Consider the following 22,663-nt stretch of genomic DNA (forward strand, 5'->3'; position numbering starts at 1 on the left):
ACAGATTAATCCTAAGGAATAAAATTTTATATAGAACTTGTGCATATCAAATTAAATGATATGATTAGCTCTAAGCCAGTGTACGAATTTATAATAAAAGCGACTAGTACTTTATTTATTGTATTGTTTGTGTACGCCGCTAATAGTAAATTTCTTGAATTTGAGGAGTTTAGAATACAATTAGGTCAATCTCCAATTATTACGGCATATGCGAATTGGGTTGCTTTGGGGGTTCCGCTCTTGGAATATATAATAGCCATATTATTTTTTGTGCCGAGATTAATGGTGTTAGCATTCTATGCTAGCTATGTCCTTATGATAATGTTTACGACATACATATATCTTATTCTGAATTTTAGTGATTTTGTTCCTTGTTCGTGTGGTGGAGTTTTAGAAGACTTAACTTGGACAGAACATATGATATTTAACCTAGTTTTTGTGGTTTTTGCTGTCATTGGGGTACTGTTTTCAGCTAAACAAGAGTCCTTAAAATATACTACGTTATGAATAGAAGTCTTGTCAAACTAATAATTCTTGGAATTTTGAGCAGTGCTTTGGTGGTGATCTTGTTCATGATATCTGAACATGAAGTACATCGAAATAATGCATTTATAAGAAGATACCCTCATCAGCCTGTCTATAAGATGCATGATATAGCAATTAAATACAATTCGTATTATATAGCAGGTTTTGACTCTGGAAATTTATACTTAGGGAATACGACGGCTCCGCTTCATCTTTTACAGATAAATCTTAAAACTAAAGATACCAGTAGTATTAAAATTAAACTAGACCGAGTAGACTTACCATTTCGTTCCATAAAGGTAAAAATGTATCCACCATATTTTTTTATGATGGATGGAAGTGTGCCTTATATATTTAGAGGAAAAATAGGAGATTGGAAAGCGAGTCTATGGATGAAAGATAAAGCATATTTTGATCAATCAATTCCTATTGATACTAATAGGGTATTTATGAGTACAATAAATAGCAAAACCCAAATGATTGTACTCGGGGTAATTGAAAAGAATAATAAAGAAGATTTCGAAGTTCTTTTGAGTTCTGATATACTTGAAAAACAAATTGACGGAACCTTTGATGTAGATGGCCTAATGACTGTTTCTCCAGATTATAAGAGTCTTGCTTACGTTTATTTTTATCGTAATGAGTTTATGATTATGGATTCAAACCTAAATCTATTAAAAAGATCGAGGACTATTGATACCGTGAAAAAAGCTCAAATTAGAATTTCAAAAACGGATAATAATGGTGCTTCTAAAATGAGTGCTCCACCATTGATAGTCAACAATATGGCAACTGTTTACGATGATTTTCTATTTATAAATTCAAATAGGCTTGGAAAATATGAAAGTAAGGACGTATTAAAAGAGGCTTTAATTGTAGATGTATACAATTGGAATAGGGAGACTTATGAGTTTAGTTTTTATATATACAATATAGGTAAAGAGAGTGCTAAAGAGTTTAGGATATATAATAATAGTTTGGTGGCCTTGATTGATGACAAGTTATCAGTTTATGGGCTTAGAGAACATTTTTTTAATAAAGATTTGGTTCGGAACTATCCTCAAACAGAAAATATGCAGACTAAATAATACTATTGGCCGGTAGCAGGGGTAAGATCGAAAACCTGTAAAATAGAGTAGATCAAAATATTAATTAAATTTTATAATCATGAAATCATTAAAAGTTAAAATTTTAGTTCCGGTTTTGGCCGTTGTTTTTGCCATAACCGCAAGTGCTTTTACTACTGTGGGTAATGTACAGGAAGAGAGTAGTGCTTCAATGCAAGGGTATATTTATCAATCTGCTACTAACCCTTGTCATCAGGTGTCAGTACCTAATTGTAGTATAGATGGAGACCAGACGTGTTTTTATTCGCCAGGGGTCATTGCAAAACGGTTAACAGGTACTTCATGTCCGTTACCTTTGAAGAGAAACCTCTAGAAAAAGAGGATATTTTTCATTAAGTTAGAATGAAGAAAGGAGCCTTATGCGCTCCTTTCTTTTTTTGCAACTATAGTTTTAGATGTAAGTCTTAATTTGAAGCAAACATAACTTTAAATGGTTTTTAGTGTTTTCGTCCTCGGTGGCTTTCAATATGCTCCTAATTTGCTTTTCCAAGGACAATAATTCGGACATAAAAATAGTTTTTATATAGTTGCTATATAAAAACTCATTTGCACCAAATTCAACGTTAGTATATGTTCTATACTGTATAATGGCCTCACCTAAACGACCAATATAGGCGCTTTGTAATTCCTGTTTACGTTTATCAATTTGTACCTTGTCGTGATGTAGTTCGTGAAATAATCCGAGTCTTAATTTTGAAAATAACTTTTTAATTATGCCTTCAAATTCCATTAAATCATTCGCTCGTTCAAGTCGCTTCGTCCTTTGGGGTGTTGTGAGATCGGATATTAATTTTAACTGATACTCCATAAGTTTATCAGATTTGGCTGAGTACCGAATTCGAGATAGAAAAGAAGGATTGTATAACCAATCTGGAACCTCGAAGGCATTCAATAATAAGAATTCCATGGCTTCTTCCTGGGACTGAATAGGAATAGGTGTATACACATCACCAGGTTGATGGCCAGCTTTGTAATGAATGGTATAGCCTCCAATGAGTGACGTGACGTGAGTCATCTCCTGATACCATAAATCGAGTGTTTTATCATAGAGTCTTTCCAATAGAGCATTATCTTTTTGATTTTCATTAACCCTTGGTAAAAGCTCCAAAACCCGTTTCATATTTTTTAATCCCAGTGCCGTACTTTTAACCGGGTTATCGTTATCCACCACTTCATTTGTGCTTCCTGGGCCTAATATGTCCTCGTACTCAATATTGTACCTGTACCATGCAATAGAGTCTTGCTGTTTAATAATTTTTTCGAGATAATTTAAATCGTTGTTGGAATCGGTGGAATCAGAGAACATTTGATATCCCCATTTAATTTGATGAGTATCGGCAGGCCCTACCTTTTGTATGAGTAATGAGGGGGAGATACCGTCTTCGGGTTGAACGATGTAATTATGTCGGGCATAAGTCATAATGCTTGGGGTATGCCCCATTTGTTTTAACCAATTTTCATCACGCATCTTTTCAAATGGATAAGCATATTCTCCATAATGGGCATCTCTAAGACCGAAGGCATGACCGGCTTCGTGAGCCGTCACATACTGTATCAATTCTCCTGTTAGTTCATCTGATAAGGGATATTGTTGTGCACGCTTATCCAAAGGAGCACACCGAACAAAATAGTCATCAGACAAGCTCTGATAAGAACTCGCTAATAGAATATCTGACTTTAAAATTTCTCCTGAACGAAAATCAATAATCTTACTAACGCTAGAGCCTGACTTACCCTCACTACCCCGAACTCCTTCATAATTCACCCAACGTATTATAGAGTGGTTAACACTATGGTTTGACCATTTTTCTTTACTATTAGGAATATCCCTCACGTCGATGGCATTTTTAAATCCAGCAGCTTCAAAGACAGGCAGCCATTCCATTACTCCTGCTTTTATATAGGGTTTCCATTTATCGGGCGTTGCAGGATCAAAGTAGAACACAATGGGGTTAATAGGTTCGCTTATCGTTTTGTTTTTATCCTTTTTTTCCATCCGCCATCTTGTAATATTAGCTTTTTTGGTTCTAGGAAAAGCATTGATGTCGCTATAATTATCTTCACTATAAAACCCCATCCTGTGGTCAAATAATCTTGGCTTCATCGGATCAGGCAGAATAAAGAAACTAAAGTCTACATCTAATGTGCGTTTATTGCCATTAGATAGGATAGTGCTCTTGGTTTTAATGATGGTTTCGTTTGCTAGATAAGCAACCCCTTTAATATAAGATTGATTTACAAGAACAGTTTCTGGAGCTTTTAAATTCCATTTAATAGCGTCTTGTATCAATATATCGGTGGCATCGAAATAAAAGGAATGATCTGAACTTTTATGTTTTACAATGGGGAATCGTTCAATTATAATGGATTTAATCCGGTAATTATTATCAACCGGGATAATAACACCTGATGAGGATTTAATTTGGGGTAGAGTAAGTGCAATAAAATCGTTTTGTTTAGACCAGACAACCTGATGATGCCCAATTCCATGTTTTACAAAAAGTAAAGGTTTATTGAGTAACGCAATGTCTAGTTCAATGAAGAGCCTATCTCCTTCTATATGAGCTTTAAGGGGGTTGGTAACCTGCCCCCATAAGGGACAGGCGACTAACACAATAATCAAACGAAACAAAAGTTTATATTTGAATTTTGTAGGGGTTGTAATATGTCTAATGGATTTAATCATTTTTAGGGTATGTTAATAGCCGTCATTCTGAGGGTTTAAATTAGTGTTGAGGAGCAATTCTGATTCTGGTATCGGTAAAAGATTATCTGAAGGTTCCCAATGGGGTTTTATTGGCGCTAATTCTGTATAGGCACGTCCAGTTCGTTTTAAATCAAAAAAGCGATGACCTTGTTCTGTAAAAAGTTCTATCCTACGTTCTTGGTAAATAGCATTTAAAAGCACGTCTAGATCACTTGTTATAATAGGGTCTAAAAGGGCTCTAGTTCTAATGGGGTTTAGGTAATTTAAAGCTTCTGAAATATTTTCATCATGGGCATACGCTTCTGCAGCAATCAAATAAAGTTCTGCAAGTCGGAATAAAATGGTACATTCTTCGGTGTTTCCTGTTGGTGAATTTAACTTATATTTATAAGGGTAATACCACGTGTTTTCCCCGTCTGAAATGACACCTGTCCAATTTGTAAAACGACTATCTCCATCCTCAAAATCAGCAATCAAATAACTAGACAAAGCCGAGTTGGGAGGTGGGCCACTAGCAAAAATAAAAGTGAAGGCATCCAAAGTATTGGTCCCTGCGGTACCCTCACCCAACTGCCATAAGGTTGCTGTACTGGTTTTTAGGAATACTTGTGATAAATCAGTAGATAGCACATAACCTCCATTAGAAATAACGTCTGTAGCTTCGGTATGCGCTAATTGCCAATCTTCATGATAAAGATATACTTTAGCCAAAAGTGCAGAGGCTACCCAAAAATTGGGACGTAACTTATTATAACTAGTATCCGTTTCAGGCAACAGTGTTTTTGCAAGTTGAAGATCTGCAATGAGGCTTTGATATATAACTTCGGTATCAAGCCTAGAGACGTTTTTATTGATTTGATAATCTGTTGAAGTAATATAAGGTATCGCTCCAAATAGATTCATTAAATTAAAATGAATAAATGCTCTAACAAAATAAGCTTCTCCTAAAAAGTGGTCCTTATCGGCTTGCGATAAAGCGCTAGAATGAGTAACTCCTTCTAAAATCCGATTGGAAGCGTAAATAAGGTTATAGCCCGAACTCCATAAGGTGTTTGCTTTGCCATCTGAAGAAATTAAAGTGTTATTTGAATAATTTTGCACATCGGGTTGACTATTACTATATAAAGTGAGTTCATCCGTATAATGCCCCATCAAATAGGAAAGGCCTGAGGTATTCCCACTAGTAAAGGCAACATCTCTTAACTGACTATAAATATGTGCAAATGCCGCATCAACGGTAGAAGCATCTTCAAATACTTGTATGCCGATTAATTGATTATTGGGGGAATCAATTTCTGTAAAATCCTCGCAAGAGGTGTGTAGAAGTGTCAGAAATATAACTGTACCCCATAAAAGGGTGTTGAAGATATGATTTAAATTTTCTATTGGTTTCATACTATGGGTTTAAAAAGTTAAACGTGTTCCTAAGGTGATAAATCGTAATGGTGGTAAGGTGGCACTGTATCTGGTTTCAGGATCTAGGCCTATATAATTGGTGAGTGTCCATAGGTTCTGGCCCCTTAAAAATAGCTCACATCCAATACCGTTTTTTTCGTTTTGAGATAGGGTATAGGATAATGAAAGCGTTTTTAATCTGAGATAGGAGGCATCCGAAATGGCTCCATCACTTTCAGTAAAATTGTGAGATGCTTCTAGGCCTTCAGGATCTAACCCAGTAGTAAAACGTTGAACAGAGCTTTCATCGCCTACATGTTGCCAACGGTCTAATACTTCTCTTGGTTGGTTAGCCATAGCACCAACAATAGCACCACCTGTAGACCAATAATTACGTCCCAGTTGTTTTGTAAATTGAAATAAAATATCCAAGTTAAATTTTCCGTAGCTTAGATTATTACTAAAACCACCGTAAAATTGAGGGCTAAGATCTTTAATGAGTTGCTTATCTTCTTGAGCGGATAGTATACCATCTCCGTTAAAATCTTCAAATTCATACAAGCCCGTTTCCGAATTAACTCCGTTTAATTGATACGCTTTTATAATATTTAAAGGCTCACCTATAACCAATTGATTGGCATAGGTAGAGCCTTCTAGGTTAGGGAATGCTATTAATCGATTCTTTGGGACTGTAAGATTAAAAGAGGTTGACCATTTAAAAGTATCGGTATGAATATTTATAGTATTTATTAAAAACTCCCAACCCGAATTTTCTACTGTGGCATTTAGATTCGCATTTATAGATGAGAAGCCCGTAGTTGCAGGGAGAGGAAGACCTACTAACTGATTAGATGAACGATTGCGGTAATAATTACCACTGATAAAAATACGATCTTGCAGCACCCCTAATTCTAAGGCAACTTCAAATTTAGTGTTTGCTTCCCAGCTGAAATCAGGATTAAAAAGTCGAGAAGGCATTAAACCAATAGTGTTTTGATAGTGTCCACTACCAAACGAATAGGTATCTAGATATTGGTAATCTCCAATTTGATCATTACCAGATGTACCATAGCTTGCTCTTAGTTTACCAAAACTTAAAAAATCTAAATCCTCTAAAAAGTGTTCATTCGAAAAAATCCAAGCCGCACCAATAGCACCAAAATTGGCAAATCGTTTGTGGGGACCAAAGCGGCTAGAGCCATCCCGTCGGCCTGTAAAATTGAGAAAATACTTGTCACGATGGTTAAGGTTAATGCGCCCAAAAATAGCCTGATAGCGATAGGTCGTTTGTATATCGGCGAGCGTATATTGCTCCGAAGCTGCTGAGATATTTTCAATAAAGTTATTATTTGAAAATCCAAAGGCCAAGTGAGATAAACGATTATCGTTTTGCTCTTGAAAAGTGAATCCTGCAAGGGCTTCAATTTTTGTATCTTTTAAAGTGTGACTCCAATTAAGCTGAGGTTCTACAATCCAAGAGGTTCTTTGCGCAACATTATGAATAGCATACGAAGATTCGGCACCTAACCCATAAGCAGGGTCATAGATGGTAGAGGGTACAGTATTGAGTTCTCTAAGATGGTCTTCTGTAAAACCTAAATTGGTGTTTATATTTAACGTTTCCAATAGCTTATAGCTAATGGTGGCATTAGTAATAAGCGTAGAGGTCTGTGAGTTGTAGTTGCTTTCTAAACCACTGAGCGGATTTATCCAAGTAGAGTTTTCCCAATTAAGAGCCCCATCTTCGGTATACAGATTAGGAGCATTGGGTGCTAAACTAAGTGCTGTAAAAATTAAGGAAGGATCGCTTGGCAAGTTATTAAGATTGCTCGTGTAATTTGAGGAAAGTTGAAGCGATAACTTATTGTTTTTAGTATGGTGTTTTACATTGGCTAAAGCAGAGATTTTATCATTTTTATAATCACCAGGAAATGTGCTAGTCTGCTCGTGTACATTAGCACTCAATAAAAATTGAGTTTGCTCATTACCGCCAGATATAGAGCCTTGAAAATTGGTAAGATAGCTAGCTTTTCCAAATAAGGTTTTCTGCCAATCGGTTTCCCTGTTTTGGTCCCAAACTCCATTAACATCATAGGCATAAAAGGGGATAGGGTCAATACCATCATTTGCAAAGGCTTCCCTTCGCATTGTTAAATATTCGGAGGTATTAAGTAGATCAAGGGTGTTAGACACAACGCCCAAACCAGACGATATATTAAGCTGCACTTTGGTATCACCATATTTACCTTTCTTGGTGGTTATTAAAACAACACCATTCGCACCACGAGAACCATAAATAGCCGTGGCATCGGCATCTTTAAGTATTTCAATACTTTCAATAGCTGTAGGGTTAATGTTGTTTAATGGACTTATACCGGTTCCTGGGATGATTATAGAGGCTTGTTGCTCTCCCAGACTAGACGATGCGTAAGGGACTCCATCAATAACGTATAGCGGTTGGTTTCCAGTAGTACGTATACTATTCTGCCCTCTAATTTTTATATCAAATCCCGCACCGGCCACGCCAGAGGTTTGTACAATTTCTACACCAGAAACTCTGCCTTGCAGTGCCGCCAAAGGATTAGAAATCGGTTGTTGTTCTATAGCATTTTGGGTTACTTTTACAATACTACCCGTACGCTCTTTATCTCTAACAGAATAATACCCCGCATTAAGTATCACAGCATCAAACGCAGTAACATCCTCTTGCAACTGAACATCAATATTTGTTTGGCTATTAACCGCAATAGTTTGTGAGATATAACCAACATAAGAAAAGACAAGTGTATCGGTGGCTGTGGCATGTATGGTATAAGAGCCGTCTAGTTCAGAAATAGAACCTGTATTAGTAGCTTGCACAACAATATAGGCACCCGCAATTGGTAATCCGTTAGCATCGGTAATGGTCCCTTTTATTGTGTTTTGTAAGGGAGCGTTTAGTGCATTTGGCAGTAGGTGGTTAGCATGGGCTAAAATGAGAGATGGGGAAATAAAGGCAAATAAAGTACACAATAGCGCGCACCTATATATACGGTTATGATTTTTTTTCATAATTTTGAAAAGAGTTAAGTTTAACTTATTTTATTAGGCCTCTTAAACCGATGTGGAGTCAGTGTTTGAGAGGTTTTTTTATGGATTATTTGTGCATAGGCAACAGGTTTTAGGTATTAATGGTTACAACATGTAAATCTAAAGGATCGCATAGCCTAGTAAATGATATAGCTATTCATCCATAATGCAGTTGAGGTGGTTTTTTAATACGCCAGTAATGTGTAGACAAAAAAAGGCGTGAAACTCAACTTATCGGATTGAGGTACTGGTATACCTGACAACGATAAGAGAGCTCACGCCCGGGAACGTGAGCAATCTGCTTATCATCTCGTTGTCTAAAAATTACCAGTTTTCAATCCGAGATTCAAAGCGAATGCTTCTAATGTTATTAGAAATGCTTTCGCAAATTTATTTAAAAAGTATCATAAATGACAGATACTGATTCAAATATACAAATAATTTTCGGTACGCCAAAGCGTACCGAAAATTTGTTAATGAAATAGTTAATTGCATAAATGAAAGAAGAGTTAATCTTATATATAAATATTAAAATTGCAATTAGCTTAAATAAATTGTTGAAATCTAGTAATAAGACTCAACGATTAAACAATTCTGAAGAGGAAATTATCAATAGTTATAATCAAATAGCTTTAGAAGCAGGTATTCGCAAAGCTACAGTTTCTGATACTTTTAATGCAAAATCTAAATCAGGACCAAATTCAACCACTGTAATTTTAATTGTTGAAGCAATGGGGTATAGTTTACTCGATTTTGCAAAAATATATGATTCAGTAACTGATACCGAGATTAAGAATTTTTAGAAGGTCATTATTTATAGAATGATGAAACTTAAATCTTTAAACTAAAAGTCTTCACTTTCTCTTTTTCCATTGTTTGGAAAAGTCGTCTTCTTCGGCGCCTAATGGAAACAAAACATAGTACCATAAGCAATTTAGATAATACCTAAGGATTCTAATCCATCTTGGTAGTTTTGATTTTGCCATGGTTAAAGTTAGAAAAAAAAATCTTTCTTTTAATCTAGGGTGTTGTAAAATGCCATGTGGGTTTAAGTAAGTTGAGCGTCACATGTGTTTTGGTTTCAGCTGCTCAATTAGATATTTAACTTCAGCAATAACCGTTAGGGACAATGGCAGAAAACTTGATTTTTATGTCTTCACGTTGTTCTCAGTGTAAGGCATCTTGCCTTTTGGTCTCTAGGTGATTAAGCGGCTTCTTTAGTAGCTCCTATGGAATAGTTAATCCTGTGTGGGTTTTAGGAAGTAGGCAAGAAGCCAGCAATAAAGCATATACGGTGTTAGGCACTGGCTTTTATTTTCCAATTCCATCTATTTTTAACGACATATAATTTACCATACTACTTATGATAAATATAGTTAAATATATAATTGAAGATAGCCAATAGAGAACTAAAAATCGCTGAACGTAAATAAATGAAATTTGAATAAAATTATAAATGTATTCAGTTTTAATATCACTAAAGTTTAGTTCATATTGGAATATATTAATAGAACTTATTTCAGGAAATAATGTGTTGATTGATAATAAAACTAAAGTGAAAATTGATAAAATGATATTATAGCCAGTTACGTATGAAAATTGTTTTGAAAAGTTAAAAGATTGTACATCCATTAATTTTTCTTGCGAATTTGCTTTTGTTAAGTCTTTTTTTACATAGAATTTATCAAAGCTAAATATTAGTGCTGTGATGAATAATCCAATAAATATTGAAAGTATTGTTGAAACGTAAGATATAAAAGTATCTGAAAATCCTGTTTTTAACAATAGAATAAGTATTAGTGCAACAAAAGAACTAATTAATTTTCGAGCATATCTCTCTCTAAAGCTTACAGATGTTTTACCATTTATATCTTTTTGTTCATATTCAATCGCCCTTTTCTTAAGCAATTTTGTGTATTTAATTAAATTTAGAGACATTTAAATCTGGTCTTAATTCTGATATTATTTCTCCTTCAAATAGATTCGTGCACAATTCGTCAAGCTCTTTAAAATCAGGTGTTCCATCATTTAAGTTTACTCTTTCCTTCAAGTATATCGTTGGTTGAAAGCTATGGTCTTTAGAATTCCATTCAAAAACTTTTTCTTTTTTAGTTACTTGATTTTTTGCCGTAAATTTTTTCTTTTTAAACTTCTCAAGCTGAACATCTTCATTGTCATTTTTAGTAAAGCCCATTTTATTTATGAAGTTAAGTAATTTAAAACTATCTAAAATTGATACTTGTGTTTTTTTAGGTGTTATTTGAATATTAATATCGTATTCATTAAGAATATTATTTATTGGTTTTGAACTTGGTGTTGTGTTATCAATTATAGTTGATGAAAAAGTCATATTTTTTATCAATGCTCCATCTTTAAACTCATCTTGAAAAGATTGAGGAACATAAGGATATAATTTTGCTTGAAAAAAATTACTTCCTGAAAATAGATTTGAGATATACCTTTTTAATATATGCGTTACTGTTTCTTCTACACTATTTGAATGTATTGCAATTAAACCTTCTGAATGGTCAGATGGTAAATAAATGAAAACATAATAAGGTAAAAGAACTGATTTATCTCTACCTAGCTTTGAGTTATCTGATTTATTAGCAATACTAGATACAATTGCATCTTTGTCATAAGGTCCACCATTTAAAACGCCAGAAATAATATTTTCTTTAATTCTCAAATTTGGTTTTAAAGAATAATAAGGGTTTGTTTCAGGGTTTGAAATAATTGTAATTGTTTTTTTATGTTTTGCGTTTTTTGAGTGACCAGTTTGAATTTTAGATATAAAATGATTAAAACATAATTTAAAAGCATCATCATTGCTTATTTCTTCATCTCCTTCAAGTTCGTCAATAGCGAAATCTCTAAATGTTTTTTCTGTTTTTTTTGATTTTGATTTTAATTTAATTCTAAAGAATTCAATTTTTGGGTTTTCTGCCATTTCAATTTAGTTTTTTTTAATTCCAAAATGTTGATAGTTGTCACGGATGTTCATTTAACTTATGCCTAACGGTCTTGTATATGAAAAGTAGCGGATTTTACTCACTAATTTTTCGGTTTATAACTGACCATTATTTTATTATTCATCTTTTGTTTAAGCACTAAAACCGCTATTTTTTATATACATTGTTGTGTTTTCGTACTTTTCTCCGTTCTGTTTGTAGCGTTGGCAAAGGCATACTCTTTTGCTATTTTTGGCTTGTGTTGTGGCTGAAGCGAATTGCAAATGTGTATGGCTTATAGCTTTGGCTTTTTAAACAATATTATTATATCGTATTATTTTCCTTAAATCTTTATAGGAAGGATTCAATACATTATCCTTATGCTTTCCAAACTCTCCATATTTAGATATAAATTGAGACCAAACAAATTCCATTTTCAATTTATTAGTAAGTTCTTGAATAACTTCTTTTTTAGCATAGTATAGTTTTGAATTTTTCGTCCAAACAATTTTAGTTACTTGTTCGTTTTTCTTATTATAGAAACATAAGTCATTAGGGTTAAAATCCAAATTTAATAAGTTAGAAAGTTCTGGGTTTAAAAATTCAAAATGAGGGTTCTCAAAACGATTAGTTGTCCAACTAGTCCAAGAATAATCTCGCATAACATCCTTTAAATTTAACCCATCATCATAATAGTCGTCTTCACTTGGAATTACAGAATCGCTCCAATTTATTTCTCCTGAGTATATTTGATGAAAAGAAGTTGAATTATGATGAAATCTTCCAGAATTAATAATACTTTCTAGATTCTCAATTGCATCATCAGGGATTAGAAAACTATTGAGATATACATTTATTCTTGTGTCATTATTGCCTTCTTGAGTTATACTTAGAGAAAGTAATACCCATTCATCATCTGTATATAAGTTGTGTATTAGAAATTCGTCTACAAAATTATCGTCTTCTGAATTAATCCAATCTTGGATATTATCATCTTTTGCAGGAAATAAGCAATTAGTAATTAATTGAAATTTTCTTGGTAATCTAGGAAATGTTGGATCAAAAAAATTGTCACTACTTCTGAATCTTTTTCCGTCTACTGATTTTAAACGTCCATCTAAAACGAGATAGCCTACAAATTCAAAATATGATTGCCATAAGTACTTTTCTGAATATTTAACCAAGTTATCATTTCCTGCGCTTCCACCATATTTGTAAGTTCTATCTTCTTGAAAATCCTTATTAATTACTTCAAATATAGTTTCATCATAACCTTTTGCTTGAATATTACTCAATATAATGGCAAGACATTCGGATGATAGAAATGTATCTCTTTTGTCATAATGGTCGGAGGCAATACCATTTATCTGATATTTATTAAAATCATATAAGTCTAGACCAAAATGCCAATCGTGATAAACATTTCCCCCTATTTCTTTTTTGATTTTTTCATCAATCTTTAGATCGTAATTCTCTTTTGAGAACAGTTCTTCTTTTGTAAAGTCAAGGTTAAAGATTGTTTTAGCAAACTCTTGGACTGTATATATGTATTCAATTATACAGATATGAGTATTGTTGAGTTTTGGAATAAATTGAGTCTCAAAAAATGACAGACAGTTTTGAGTAAAATCTTTATCTTTTATCAATAGGGTACTACCGCAAATAGCAACAACAATCGATTCAAGACTATTTAAATCTGAAAATGAAATTGCAATGTTAGCTAATTCTAATAATTTTTCAGGGTGTTTTTTACCAATTAAAAATAAATTCTCAGTAGCTAAACTTCTGATTGATTTATCACTTGAAGTAGTTGATAAAAAGGACAGAAATAAATCTTGTTTAGTATTTCTTTCAGTGAAACTACTTTTTAAATAGAGCTTATTTATTTCCTTAAGTAAAGGATAAACAGAATGTTTGTTTTTTCTAACTAATTCACTCCAATTTATATCTATTTCAACTTGTGATAAAGTAGAAAGAACTTTAATTGTAAATCCACCTAAGCCGTGAACTTCTTTTTTAAAATTATTTTCAAACAGCTTCTCAAACAATATTTTCAAATTTCGACTGCCTACTTCTTCATTTTTGATGTTTTTTAAAATTTTATCTTGTCCCTCAGAGTTATCAATAAAATAATCAATGTTGTTATAAGCTTCTTCTAAAACGGAGTCGTTTTCAAATAATTCGAATAATTGTACGCCAAATCTGTTAGGCAATAAGTGCAATAGTGACATTAAGATATCTTGACGGAGAGGATGATAAGTTTCTTTGGTAAAAAGCATTTTCTCTATACCAAGTTCAATTAATGCATCTTTTACTTCTTCAGGCTTTGTTACTTTACTTAAAAGGACTTTTGATGCTATAGCGTATCCTGCAACTAAATCGTAAGTAAACTGAACAGTCTCATCTTCTTCATCTAAGTTTTTTTGAAAACACAAACCTTCATCTAATAATTTTTGAGTTAGGCTATTTGAAATTGTTGGACTTTCTGGAGCCACAATGTTATGAAAATCTTCAAGAGATAGTTCTCTAGTACTATGTTCCCATAAATTAAGGCAGAAATCACCTATTTTGGATTTTACTCTTTTTTTTAAAATTTTATCAATTGAAGAGTCAATAATACTTGATTTCTCCTCAATTTGATGAATATAACTATCTATACTTTCGAATACGTTTTCTAAGGAGATATGAAGATTATCAGAATCTTTATTTACTTCTGAAAAAATCTTTAATAAAAGTGGATTAATAAATAATTCTTGATTAAAATTCCACGATGTTGGTACTATATTATACTTTTCAAAGTACTTTGGTATTGCTTCAAGTCTTTGCTTCTCTGTAAGACCACTAAGTGTTTTTGTGCTCGGTATTTTAGTTATGTCTGGCTCTTCGAAAATTGCTTCAACATAACGATTTCTACAAGTTGTAATAAATAAAATATACTCTAGTTCGTTTATATCTCTAATGATATCTTTAATATTAGATTTCCAAATGTCATCAAAAGGTTTGCTTTCATTTAAGCCGTCAATGATTATTGGGATTTTGACACCTTTTGTAAAACCTAAGGTATTTAGAGCTTGTAAAAATTGCTTAAATGTATATTGTGTACTTATTCCTAAATGCTCTAAGATTTGATTTTGAGGACGTTCACTTTTTCTAAACGAAGAGCCTAAAATTAATAAGGAAGGAATGTTTTTTTCTAATGTTTCTATGCAGATATTACAAGCGATATTAGTTTTTCCATAACCAGCACTACTTAGAATATGAATATCTTTAGTATTTGCATCATTGACGAAATCTAACAAACAACTTTCTTCATCTTCTTTTGAGGATATAAGGTAATCTCTAAGTTTTGTAATTGAAGGTATAATGTATCTTTCATTAGTATGTTTTTCGTTCCAGTTTTTATCATCAATAATGTATTCTTTTGATTTTATTTTCTTATCAAGAATTATTGCTGACTTTTTATATTCTTTCGCAAAAAGAAGTAATGAAGATTTAAGAGTTTCGATTTTTTCTATTGTTAAACCAGACGAAATAATCTTTATGGCTTCTTTTGAGTTATGAACGCACTTCTTTAGTAATGCTTGGGCTGTTTCTATATATTCTTTATCAAAAGCTTTGAATTCAGCATTGAATGAGTCGTCTTTTTCTATTTCATCCAAATCATCTTGTAAGTACTTGATTTTAATATCAATTTCTTCAAATATTACTTTATAGTTCATTACGAAAAAAACTTCATCATCATATTGTGACGGAGTGTACAAGTCTGTATCAAATTTCTTTTGTAAATCTTCTATTCTCCTTTTAGAATACTTTTTAATAAATTCAAAACCAATAAAATTCGTGCTGAAGTAATGGTTAAATACATCATTAAATTCACCAAATTGTTGAGTTAGAAAATTTGTAAATATCTCTTTATTCCAATGAGAAATGATTGTATCGGATTTTAGCTTAGCTAATGTTGTTTTAAGTTCGATAAACTTATCTTCAACAAAACTTCCCGGAGTACAAATAATCCATAGTTTTATATTTGGATGTCTTTTAAGTGTTGTTTTAAAACCTTTTTTTAGTTCATTCCGTCTAGTTGCCGTAAGGGATGTATTTTTTTCACTATTAAACCACCACTTTACCTGCCAACCAATTTCATCACCAGCGTTAAGATTCAATTCAGGGCAATCCGAATGAAGAGTTAGATAGTATTCAGAACCTGGTGTATTATAGAAATTTTCAAAATAACCGAATTCCTTGTATTTTATATATGCAACCTGAAAGCAAAATGATTCAAAACTAATGTCCTTTGCTTGTTGATTTTGTTCGAATTGACTCCATTGAATACCAGTCATACTAAAGCTTTTGCAGGTTCACTGGTTTTACATAAATTAATTTGGTCGTAGTAAGGACATCCACCTCTGCAATTACTGGAGTTCTTACATTCTCTTTGACAAGTATTAATTTGTGCATTTCTATAAGATTCCCAATGGTTATTCCATATTTCTTCAAACGAATTGTCTTTTAGGCTATGATTGTCTCTATTATGACTTGTAAAAGAACAAGGTTTTACAACTAGATTCTCATCAATGTAAGCCGAGAAAAAAGCACATTCACAAGGTTCAATAAAGTCTATTGTAGTATTTGTAAAATGCATTAACATTGGCATAAAGCAAGAATCAAAACCAATATTTAAAGAGCACTTATTCTTATCAATAAGTTGGCAGAACTTTTTTAAATCGTCATTTAATTCAAGACATAAACTGTCATCACCTCGTCCCATTGGCTTAAATGTTAGAAAAATGAGAGAGTTAAACCCTTTTAAAATATCGTTGTGGTTTCCTTCCAAAATTTCAATTCCTTGTTTGATGCTCTTCTTATCCAGAATGAAATGTATATTGGTTCTAATACCTTCTTTTATAAATATTTGAGCTTTTGATTTAGGAATTGTTCTAATATTAGGAAATGAAATTGCGACAGCTCCGATTAGTGGTTTAATTTCGGTAGCTAATTCCTTGGTAATGTGCATAGCATTTGTAGTAAAATTTGGCACAACGTTGTATTTACGTGATATTTTTAATATCTCTATAAAATTTGGATGTTCTAATGGTTCACCACCACCAAGAGCAACTTGAAAAACATTACCCCATCTTTCACTGTTTAATGATTTTATGGCAAATTCATAATCTTCTAAACTCATAAAGACATTGTTCGGAACACTATCTCGATAACAAAAGGAACATCCTTTTGTACAATGATTAGAAATTGAAATATCTACTAATTCTGGTAGAGGAGCACGATAAGGGTCATCTTTAAATGTCTTTCCCCATCTCATTGTAACTCCAGTTTCATTGTCAGCTACAAAATTATATCCTTCACTATGTCTTCTAATTAATGCCATATTTAATAAGTTTCTACTTGTGTTGAACCAAATCCAGCTATTTTAGCAATTTCTCCTTTAAGAATATATTCTCCAAATATGTAACTCCACAATTCTTCATCATTCATTTTCTCTACGTCAACTTCTTTTCCTTCTTCTTCAATCCATTTTTTGTTAGTAGTGTCTCCATCAGTTGCAAACTCAATCTTTTTGAATAACATTTCTTCCCCTTCCATATATATTCTTGTTCCATTTTCAGAAATGTCATTTTTCAAAAACTCGGTTACTTTTTGAATTTCTTTATCTCTGTAATCGCCATAGAATCTTGCAAAAGTTTCAACGATGTCTTTTTTCATTGTTATGATATAGCTAACAGAACTACTGTTTGATACGAAGTCATTTCTTATTTTCATTTTTTCTCTTTTTTAGCGTTGGCGAGATTAAGCTCTTTTGATTTTTAGTTTTGGGTTGTGCGTTGGAAAAAACCAAATGGGCTTAATGTGCGGTTGGCTTTTTCGGTATGAAACACAACTTGTTATATCATAACTTTTATCACTCATATCCCATTAATTAGGTGGTAATAGCCAGTGTTTTAAATGTTTAAAGTTACGAGCTACGAAGTTAATTCTATTTTTGTAAAAATCTATACGTAAAGTTACGTACAGCTGCGCTTCATTAAAAGCCAAGTTAATACCTTCTATTCTAAATAACTTACGGTAAACCGTAATAGCTAATTCATAATAACCAAAACGCTATACAGAACAAACCTGCTTTGATTATGCAACGTAGTATTAATAGCTTCAGTGCTATAATCTTTGTCCGCTATAAATGACCATAGGTGTTTAATTACAGGACGTCCTTTTTTTTATTTTATGGCCTTTAAGCTTGTGGTCGGTTCATCTAGAAAATAGTTATGTAGGCATTACACCAACGATCCGAGAATCAGGAAGCAGTGTACGAGGGCGTAGTAGAATAAGCAAAGTAGGCAATAAGAAATTAAGAAATCTTGTGTTTTTAGCAGCCTTTTCAGCCTATAAATATAACCGAGCCTGCAAAGCCTTATTTGATAGAATTGTAGCTAAAGGAAAGCGTGCCGAACTAGCATTAATAGCCGTAGCGAATAAGTTGCTAAAACAGGCTTTTGCCATTGCAAAAAGCGGATTGCCTTATGATGAAAACTATGTTTCAAAATTAGCTTAAAGTTACTTGTTTTTTAACTCAGTTCTTTGTTGTAACCAGTTTTTATTTATAAATGTTTATTTTAATCAAATCGCTTTTAATATCAAAAAATCCTACTTCTTTTCCTTCATATAATTGAAAATTACTGACGTAATGATTATCAGCTGTTACTGTAATTGCTGTTTCATAAGTAAATACTTTATAGTCAAGCAGTTTTTTTATTTTAATTAATTCAGAGTTTTTTCTTTTAGTCAAAAATGTTCCATTACTATCAGAAATGATAAAGTAAAGTTCATTCTCATAAGGAAAACTGACAGATATCGTTCCGCTGAAATTTTCATATAATTTTTTCATTCCAGTGTCCGATTTCTTTTTGAAGAACTTGTCCTTTTCTGAATCAGTATCTTTTAATTCAGTGAGTTCATTCGGGTCGCTTATTTCATAAATAGCAGAAGAACCAGACATATGAGCAAGTGAAGTTGTTAAATAATAATTACCATTAATTTTTATCAAAGAAGAAGGACAAGTGGCTTCTGCAACATTAATTTTATTAGTTTTTTTATTTATAAACTGAACGATACCTCCAAATTCGCCTCGGCAAGAATCTTTTACAATATAGTTTTCGTCCTCATAAAAATATTCATTCGACTTTTTGAATTTATCGTATTCATTTTTAAAATCCGATATTTTATTTGTCGTGATTTCAATTTCAAACAATTCTTTTTCTTGAGAATAAATAGATTGAAAACAGATAATTAGAATGAATATTATACTTAATTTCATAGGTTTTTTCTCAAATTGGTTACAACGTCTCCGTATATGAAACGTAGCGTGTTAAAAGACCCTTTTGTTTCGGATTATACACGAGCCGAATTTTTATTTTTTCTATTTATCTTTTAAATACTAAATATACAAAAATAAAAATTTGGCGGACTTAATAAAGAAGCAAAAACCTCTCGGAAAGCCTGTAATAGCTGTGTTTTATATACATTGTTGTGCATAGTGCTTTTCACGTTCAGCTTGGTTTTCCGATGTTTGTTGTTTAGTTCGGATTGAGCGTTGGCAAGACATACTCTTTTGCAATTTTTGGCGTAGCGTTGGCTTTAGCGAATTGCGAATGTGTATGGCTTTGAGCGTTGGCTATTCCATTGCAATTGCATATTTTCTTTCTCTTTGCTTAAAGGCTTCATTTCCTCCTTCCAAAATTTCGCAAACGTGTTGCTTAATTCCTTGAGAATCTAAAGTTATTCCAATAGCCTTGTCGTATTCCCTCGTATTTTCTAAACTACCTGAAACGTATTGGAATTTAATTCCGTTTTTATTCGGCGAATCATTACCGTTTTGATTTGCTACAATAATTAATTCTGAATCTGAACCAACAACAATATTTGGATTATGTGTAACTAAAATTATTTGGCGTTCTTTCTTCTTTTTTACTAAATAAGTAACCAAATCTTTATAAATCGCTCTATTATCTAAATCGTCTTCTGGTTGGTCTATCAATATTGGACAATCTTTACTGCTAAAGTCAAGTAATAAAAGTAAAACAACAAATGCTTTCTTACCTTCTGACATTTGATTGAAAATATCGTCATAAACTATATCATAAGATATTTCAAAAAAGTTACTTGCCATTAATTTTTGACAAAGTGAATTATGATTATTTTGACCTTTTAAGGTAACTCTCTTTTCTAAAAGCTTCTCGAATAATTGATTTATTGAACTAAAATAGTTTTCAATAGTATCTAAGTCAACTCCAACTATGGTCTGTCCGTGATGACTTTGTTGATTGACGCTGTTGTATAATAAGTCTTTATAAGCACGCTTATTTAATTTGGCTGAAGCTTTTATTTCCAACTTATCTCTTGAAACGCTTAAATCTTCTTTAAACGCTTCAATTTTATTTAAAAATTCGCGATGAGAGTCTTTTATCGAAGTTTTAAAAGATTCTATTTGTTCTTTTAATTTGTCAACTTCTTTTTTAATTACCAAAATATCTGCAAGCTTATCTTTTTGAATTTTTAATTTACTTTCAATCTCACGATATTGGGTGTTGTTCTGAAAAGCTTCCAAACCTTTTATATATATTAGGTTTTTGTTTATATCATCAATAGTTTTTTCATTTGTATCTTTGACAGCAGTATTGTTGGATTGAATTTTGTCAATTTCTTCTTCCCATTCTCTTTGAAACTTGGTTTTTAATTCATCAAATTTTCGCTTAATAATTTTACGATTTTCCTCTGAAATTGAAACAAGGTCAAATTCAATTTCTTTGTTGATGAAAAACTTCTCTTTTAAATTCTCAACTCTTGAAATTTCATCTCCTAAAATTTCATTGGCTTTAGAAACTGAATCTTTTTGAGTTCTTAATTTGGTGTAATTATTTAAGTCATCTTCGGATATTTGAGATTTACTCTTTAATTCGGCTAATTCTTTGGTAAGTTTTTCAATTTCAGCTTCAATTCCTTTTTTATCTCCTTTCTCTTTTAATAAGTTTCGTCTTTTAATTAAATCTTCTTGTAGTTGAAAAATTTTATTAACCTTATTAGTAATATCAGTATTGTTTTCGCTACTAAAAGCTTCATAATTTGAAATTAATTGGTTTTTTGAACTGTCTTGTTTGATAATACTTTCTATTAAGTAATCAAGCTCTTTGTTCTTATTTCTTGCTAATGTATACATATAGCTTTGAGGGAAGTACTCAATGTCTCTTTTATCATTTACAGTTCCGTCTTTCCAAGTCACGACAATGTTAGCAACAACTTCATTTACAAAATGGGTGTAATCTACATTTTCTGCTTTGACGTCTTTATCACAATTTAGTTTTTTGGCTATTGCACCCAACAAAATAGATTTACCTGTTGACCGACCACCAATAATAGAACTCAAATTTTGATTGAAATATAAAGTTTGCGAATTGAAATCGCTATGAGATATTTTAACTGATTCTATTACTTGGTATCCAGCTTTTTCGTGAGGTTTTAATGCTTGAATTCTGACTCTTTGTTTTGGTTCATAAATAACTTGTTTTAGACCTTCGAATGTAGTATCTGCTTTAATCCAACAATTTTCTTTTAAGATATATTTTTTGATGTTATGATTATCTGAGCAAATAATCATCGGAATATGCTTTTTTATAGCTGGAAATACCACATTTAAGTAGCCGTCTTTGTCTTCTGGTTTCCCTAATTCGTAAAAATCTATAAGTTTCGCAATTAGAGTTTTTTGTGCTTCTCCGTGAGCCAGAGAGTGAGTGATGTTTTCAACAGAATTAGACTTTTCTCCTGCGTGAATACTGGTAATTCCTCCTAATTCTTTAATTAACTTTATTGTGTCTTCGAGATTACAATAAACTTCATTTAGTTTTGCTCCTTCTCCTTTAACTTTCGAAATATTTGTTCTATTTTCTATTTGTCCCCAAATATGAGCTAAGTTACAATCCTCCGAAAATATTCCTATAAAATGTATTGGCGACCGACCTCTTGAATCTGATAGAAATTCGATGCCTGGTAAAACGGTTATACCTTTTGCTTTTCCTAATTCTTGTAATTCAGTAATTCTATCGATGTCTATTACGTGATGGTCAGTAATAACAACTACTGAAATTTCATTTGCAAGAAGAGTATCAATAATTTCTTGATTTGTTACTGTTGAATCTCCATAATCATATGAAGATGGTGTATGAAAATGTAAATCCCATTTTCTCCATTCAGAACCTTTTTCTATTTTTTTCATTCTTTGTGTTGGTTGAGCGTTTGTTGAAAAAAGCTCTTTTGGTTTTTTCAGCGTTGGCTTATGTGTTGGCAAAAATCAAATGTGCTTTTGCGCGTTGGCTTTTTTACTTCAAATGTTCAATTTTAGCACGATTTTCGCATTATGCACAACTTGTTATATCATAACTGTTATCACTCATATCCCACTAATTAGGTAGGTAATAGCAAGTGTTTTAAACATTTAAAGTCACGAGCCACGAAGTTAATTCTATTTTTGTAAAAATCTATACGTAAAGTTACGTACAGCTGCGCTTCATTAAAAGCCAAGTTAATACCTTCTATTCTAAATAACTTACGGTAAACCGTAATAGCTAATTCATAATAACCAAAACGCTATACAGATCAAACCTGCTTTGATTATGCAACGCGTAGTATTAATAGCTTCAGTGCTATAATCTTTGTCCGCAATAAATGAGGTTAGGTGTTTAATTACAGGACGTCCTTTTTTTAGGGAAGCCTACAAAAAGGGGAAGTCTACATTATATGTCTATAAAATTGAGAAGGAGTTGGGAATTTTTCTTCTTCGTTCATGTTTTTCGGAGGGTGAGTTACATGCCGCACGGTCTCGTGTA

General features: G+C 32.3%; 14 protein-coding genes and 1 pseudogene. 5 read left to right on the top strand and 10 right to left on the bottom strand.

Features of this window, described 5'->3' with window-relative positions; translation table 11 throughout:
* Positions 1–60 precede the first annotated feature (60 nt).
* From ACXGSQ_RS05725 to ACXGSQ_RS05735, 3 genes are all read left to right on the top strand, one after another.
* Positions 61–507, top strand: coding sequence for a MauE/DoxX family redox-associated membrane protein (locus tag ACXGSQ_RS05725; RefSeq protein ID WP_458628666.1), 447 nt, complete (start codon positions 61–63; stop codon positions 505–507).
* Between the two features lie 137 nt (positions 508–644).
* Complete coding sequence (locus ACXGSQ_RS05730) at positions 645–1,613, top strand: hypothetical protein (RefSeq protein ID WP_458628667.1); 969 nt, start codon at positions 645–647, stop codon at positions 1,611–1,613.
* Positions 1,614–1,692: 79 nt separating this feature from the next.
* A complete protein-coding gene (locus tag ACXGSQ_RS05735; RefSeq protein WP_458628668.1) occupies positions 1,693–1,965 on the top strand; it encodes a DUF6520 family protein in 273 nt (90 codons plus the stop codon).
* Between the two features lie 78 nt (positions 1,966–2,043).
* Here ACXGSQ_RS05735 and ACXGSQ_RS05740 read toward each other — a convergent pair whose 3' ends face one another.
* The 3 genes from ACXGSQ_RS05740 to ACXGSQ_RS05750 are packed head-to-tail and all read right to left on the bottom strand — an operon-like array spanning position 2,044 to position 8,805.
* Positions 2,044–4,338, bottom strand: coding sequence for a zinc-dependent metalloprotease (locus ACXGSQ_RS05740; RefSeq protein ID WP_458628669.1), 2,295 nt, complete (start codon positions 4,336–4,338; stop codon positions 2,044–2,046).
* 12 nt (positions 4,339–4,350) lie between these two features.
* Complete coding sequence (locus tag ACXGSQ_RS05745; RefSeq protein WP_458628670.1) at positions 4,351–5,754, bottom strand: RagB/SusD family nutrient uptake outer membrane protein; 1,404 nt, start codon at positions 5,752–5,754, stop codon at positions 4,351–4,353.
* A 9-nt stretch (positions 5,755–5,763) separates the two neighbouring features.
* Complete coding sequence (locus tag ACXGSQ_RS05750; protein ID WP_458628671.1) at positions 5,764–8,805, bottom strand: SusC/RagA family TonB-linked outer membrane protein; 3,042 nt, start codon at positions 8,803–8,805, stop codon at positions 5,764–5,766.
* A 515-nt stretch (positions 8,806–9,320) separates the two neighbouring features.
* Between ACXGSQ_RS05750 and ACXGSQ_RS05755 the strand changes: the two genes are divergently transcribed.
* Positions 9,321–9,626, top strand: a complete 306-nt coding sequence (locus tag ACXGSQ_RS05755) for a hypothetical protein (RefSeq protein ID WP_458628672.1) — start codon at positions 9,321–9,323, stop codon at positions 9,624–9,626.
* Positions 9,627–10,134: 508 nt separating this feature from the next.
* Here the strand turns inward: ACXGSQ_RS05755 and ACXGSQ_RS05760 are convergent.
* The 5 genes from ACXGSQ_RS05760 to ACXGSQ_RS05780 all read right to left on the bottom strand — a co-directional run bounded on the left by ACXGSQ_RS05760 (position 10,135) and on the right by ACXGSQ_RS05780 (position 17,495).
* Positions 10,135–10,761 carry a hypothetical protein gene (locus ACXGSQ_RS05760; protein WP_458628673.1) on the bottom strand — a complete coding sequence of 209 codons (627 nt, stop codon included), beginning with the start codon at positions 10,759–10,761 and terminating at the stop codon, positions 10,135–10,137.
* Positions 10,742–11,773 carry a hypothetical protein gene (locus ACXGSQ_RS05765; protein ID WP_458628674.1) on the bottom strand — a complete coding sequence of 344 codons (1,032 nt, stop codon included), beginning with the start codon at positions 11,771–11,773 and terminating at the stop codon, positions 10,742–10,744. Before ACXGSQ_RS05765 ends, ACXGSQ_RS05760 begins: the two co-directional genes overlap by 20 nt.
* 312 nt (positions 11,774–12,085) lie before the next feature.
* Positions 12,086–16,114 carry a hypothetical protein gene (locus tag ACXGSQ_RS05770; protein WP_458628675.1) on the bottom strand — a complete coding sequence of 1,343 codons (4,029 nt, stop codon included), beginning with the start codon at positions 16,112–16,114 and terminating at the stop codon, positions 12,086–12,088.
* Complete coding sequence (locus ACXGSQ_RS05775) at positions 16,111–17,160, bottom strand: radical SAM protein (RefSeq protein ID WP_458628676.1); 1,050 nt, start codon at positions 17,158–17,160, stop codon at positions 16,111–16,113. The genes ACXGSQ_RS05770 and ACXGSQ_RS05775 overlap by 4 nt, the downstream gene beginning before the upstream one ends.
* Positions 17,161–17,162: 2 nt before the next feature.
* Complete coding sequence (locus ACXGSQ_RS05780; RefSeq protein ID WP_458628677.1) at positions 17,163–17,495, bottom strand: hypothetical protein; 333 nt, start codon at positions 17,493–17,495, stop codon at positions 17,163–17,165.
* 553 nt (positions 17,496–18,048) lie between these two features.
* Here ACXGSQ_RS05780 and ACXGSQ_RS05785 point away from each other — a divergent pair.
* Positions 18,049–18,339 (top strand): annotated as a pseudogene (locus ACXGSQ_RS05785) (transposase); the annotation flags it as partial.
* Between the two features lie 42 nt (positions 18,340–18,381).
* Here ACXGSQ_RS05785 and ACXGSQ_RS05790 read toward each other — a convergent pair.
* Both ACXGSQ_RS05790 and ACXGSQ_RS05795 read right to left on the bottom strand, forming a co-directional pair.
* Entirely contained in the window at positions 18,382–19,101 is a 720-nt protein-coding gene (locus ACXGSQ_RS05790; RefSeq protein WP_458628678.1) for a hypothetical protein, read from the bottom strand.
* A gap of 357 nt (positions 19,102–19,458) precedes the next feature.
* Positions 19,459–22,053 (bottom strand): TrlF family AAA-like ATPase, encoded by a 2,595-nt coding sequence (locus tag ACXGSQ_RS05795; protein ID WP_458628679.1) that lies wholly within the window; start codon positions 22,051–22,053, stop codon positions 19,459–19,461.
* Between the last annotated feature and the right edge of the window lie 610 nt (positions 22,054–22,663).

Source organism: Winogradskyella sp. PC D3.3 (genome assembly GCF_054366245.1).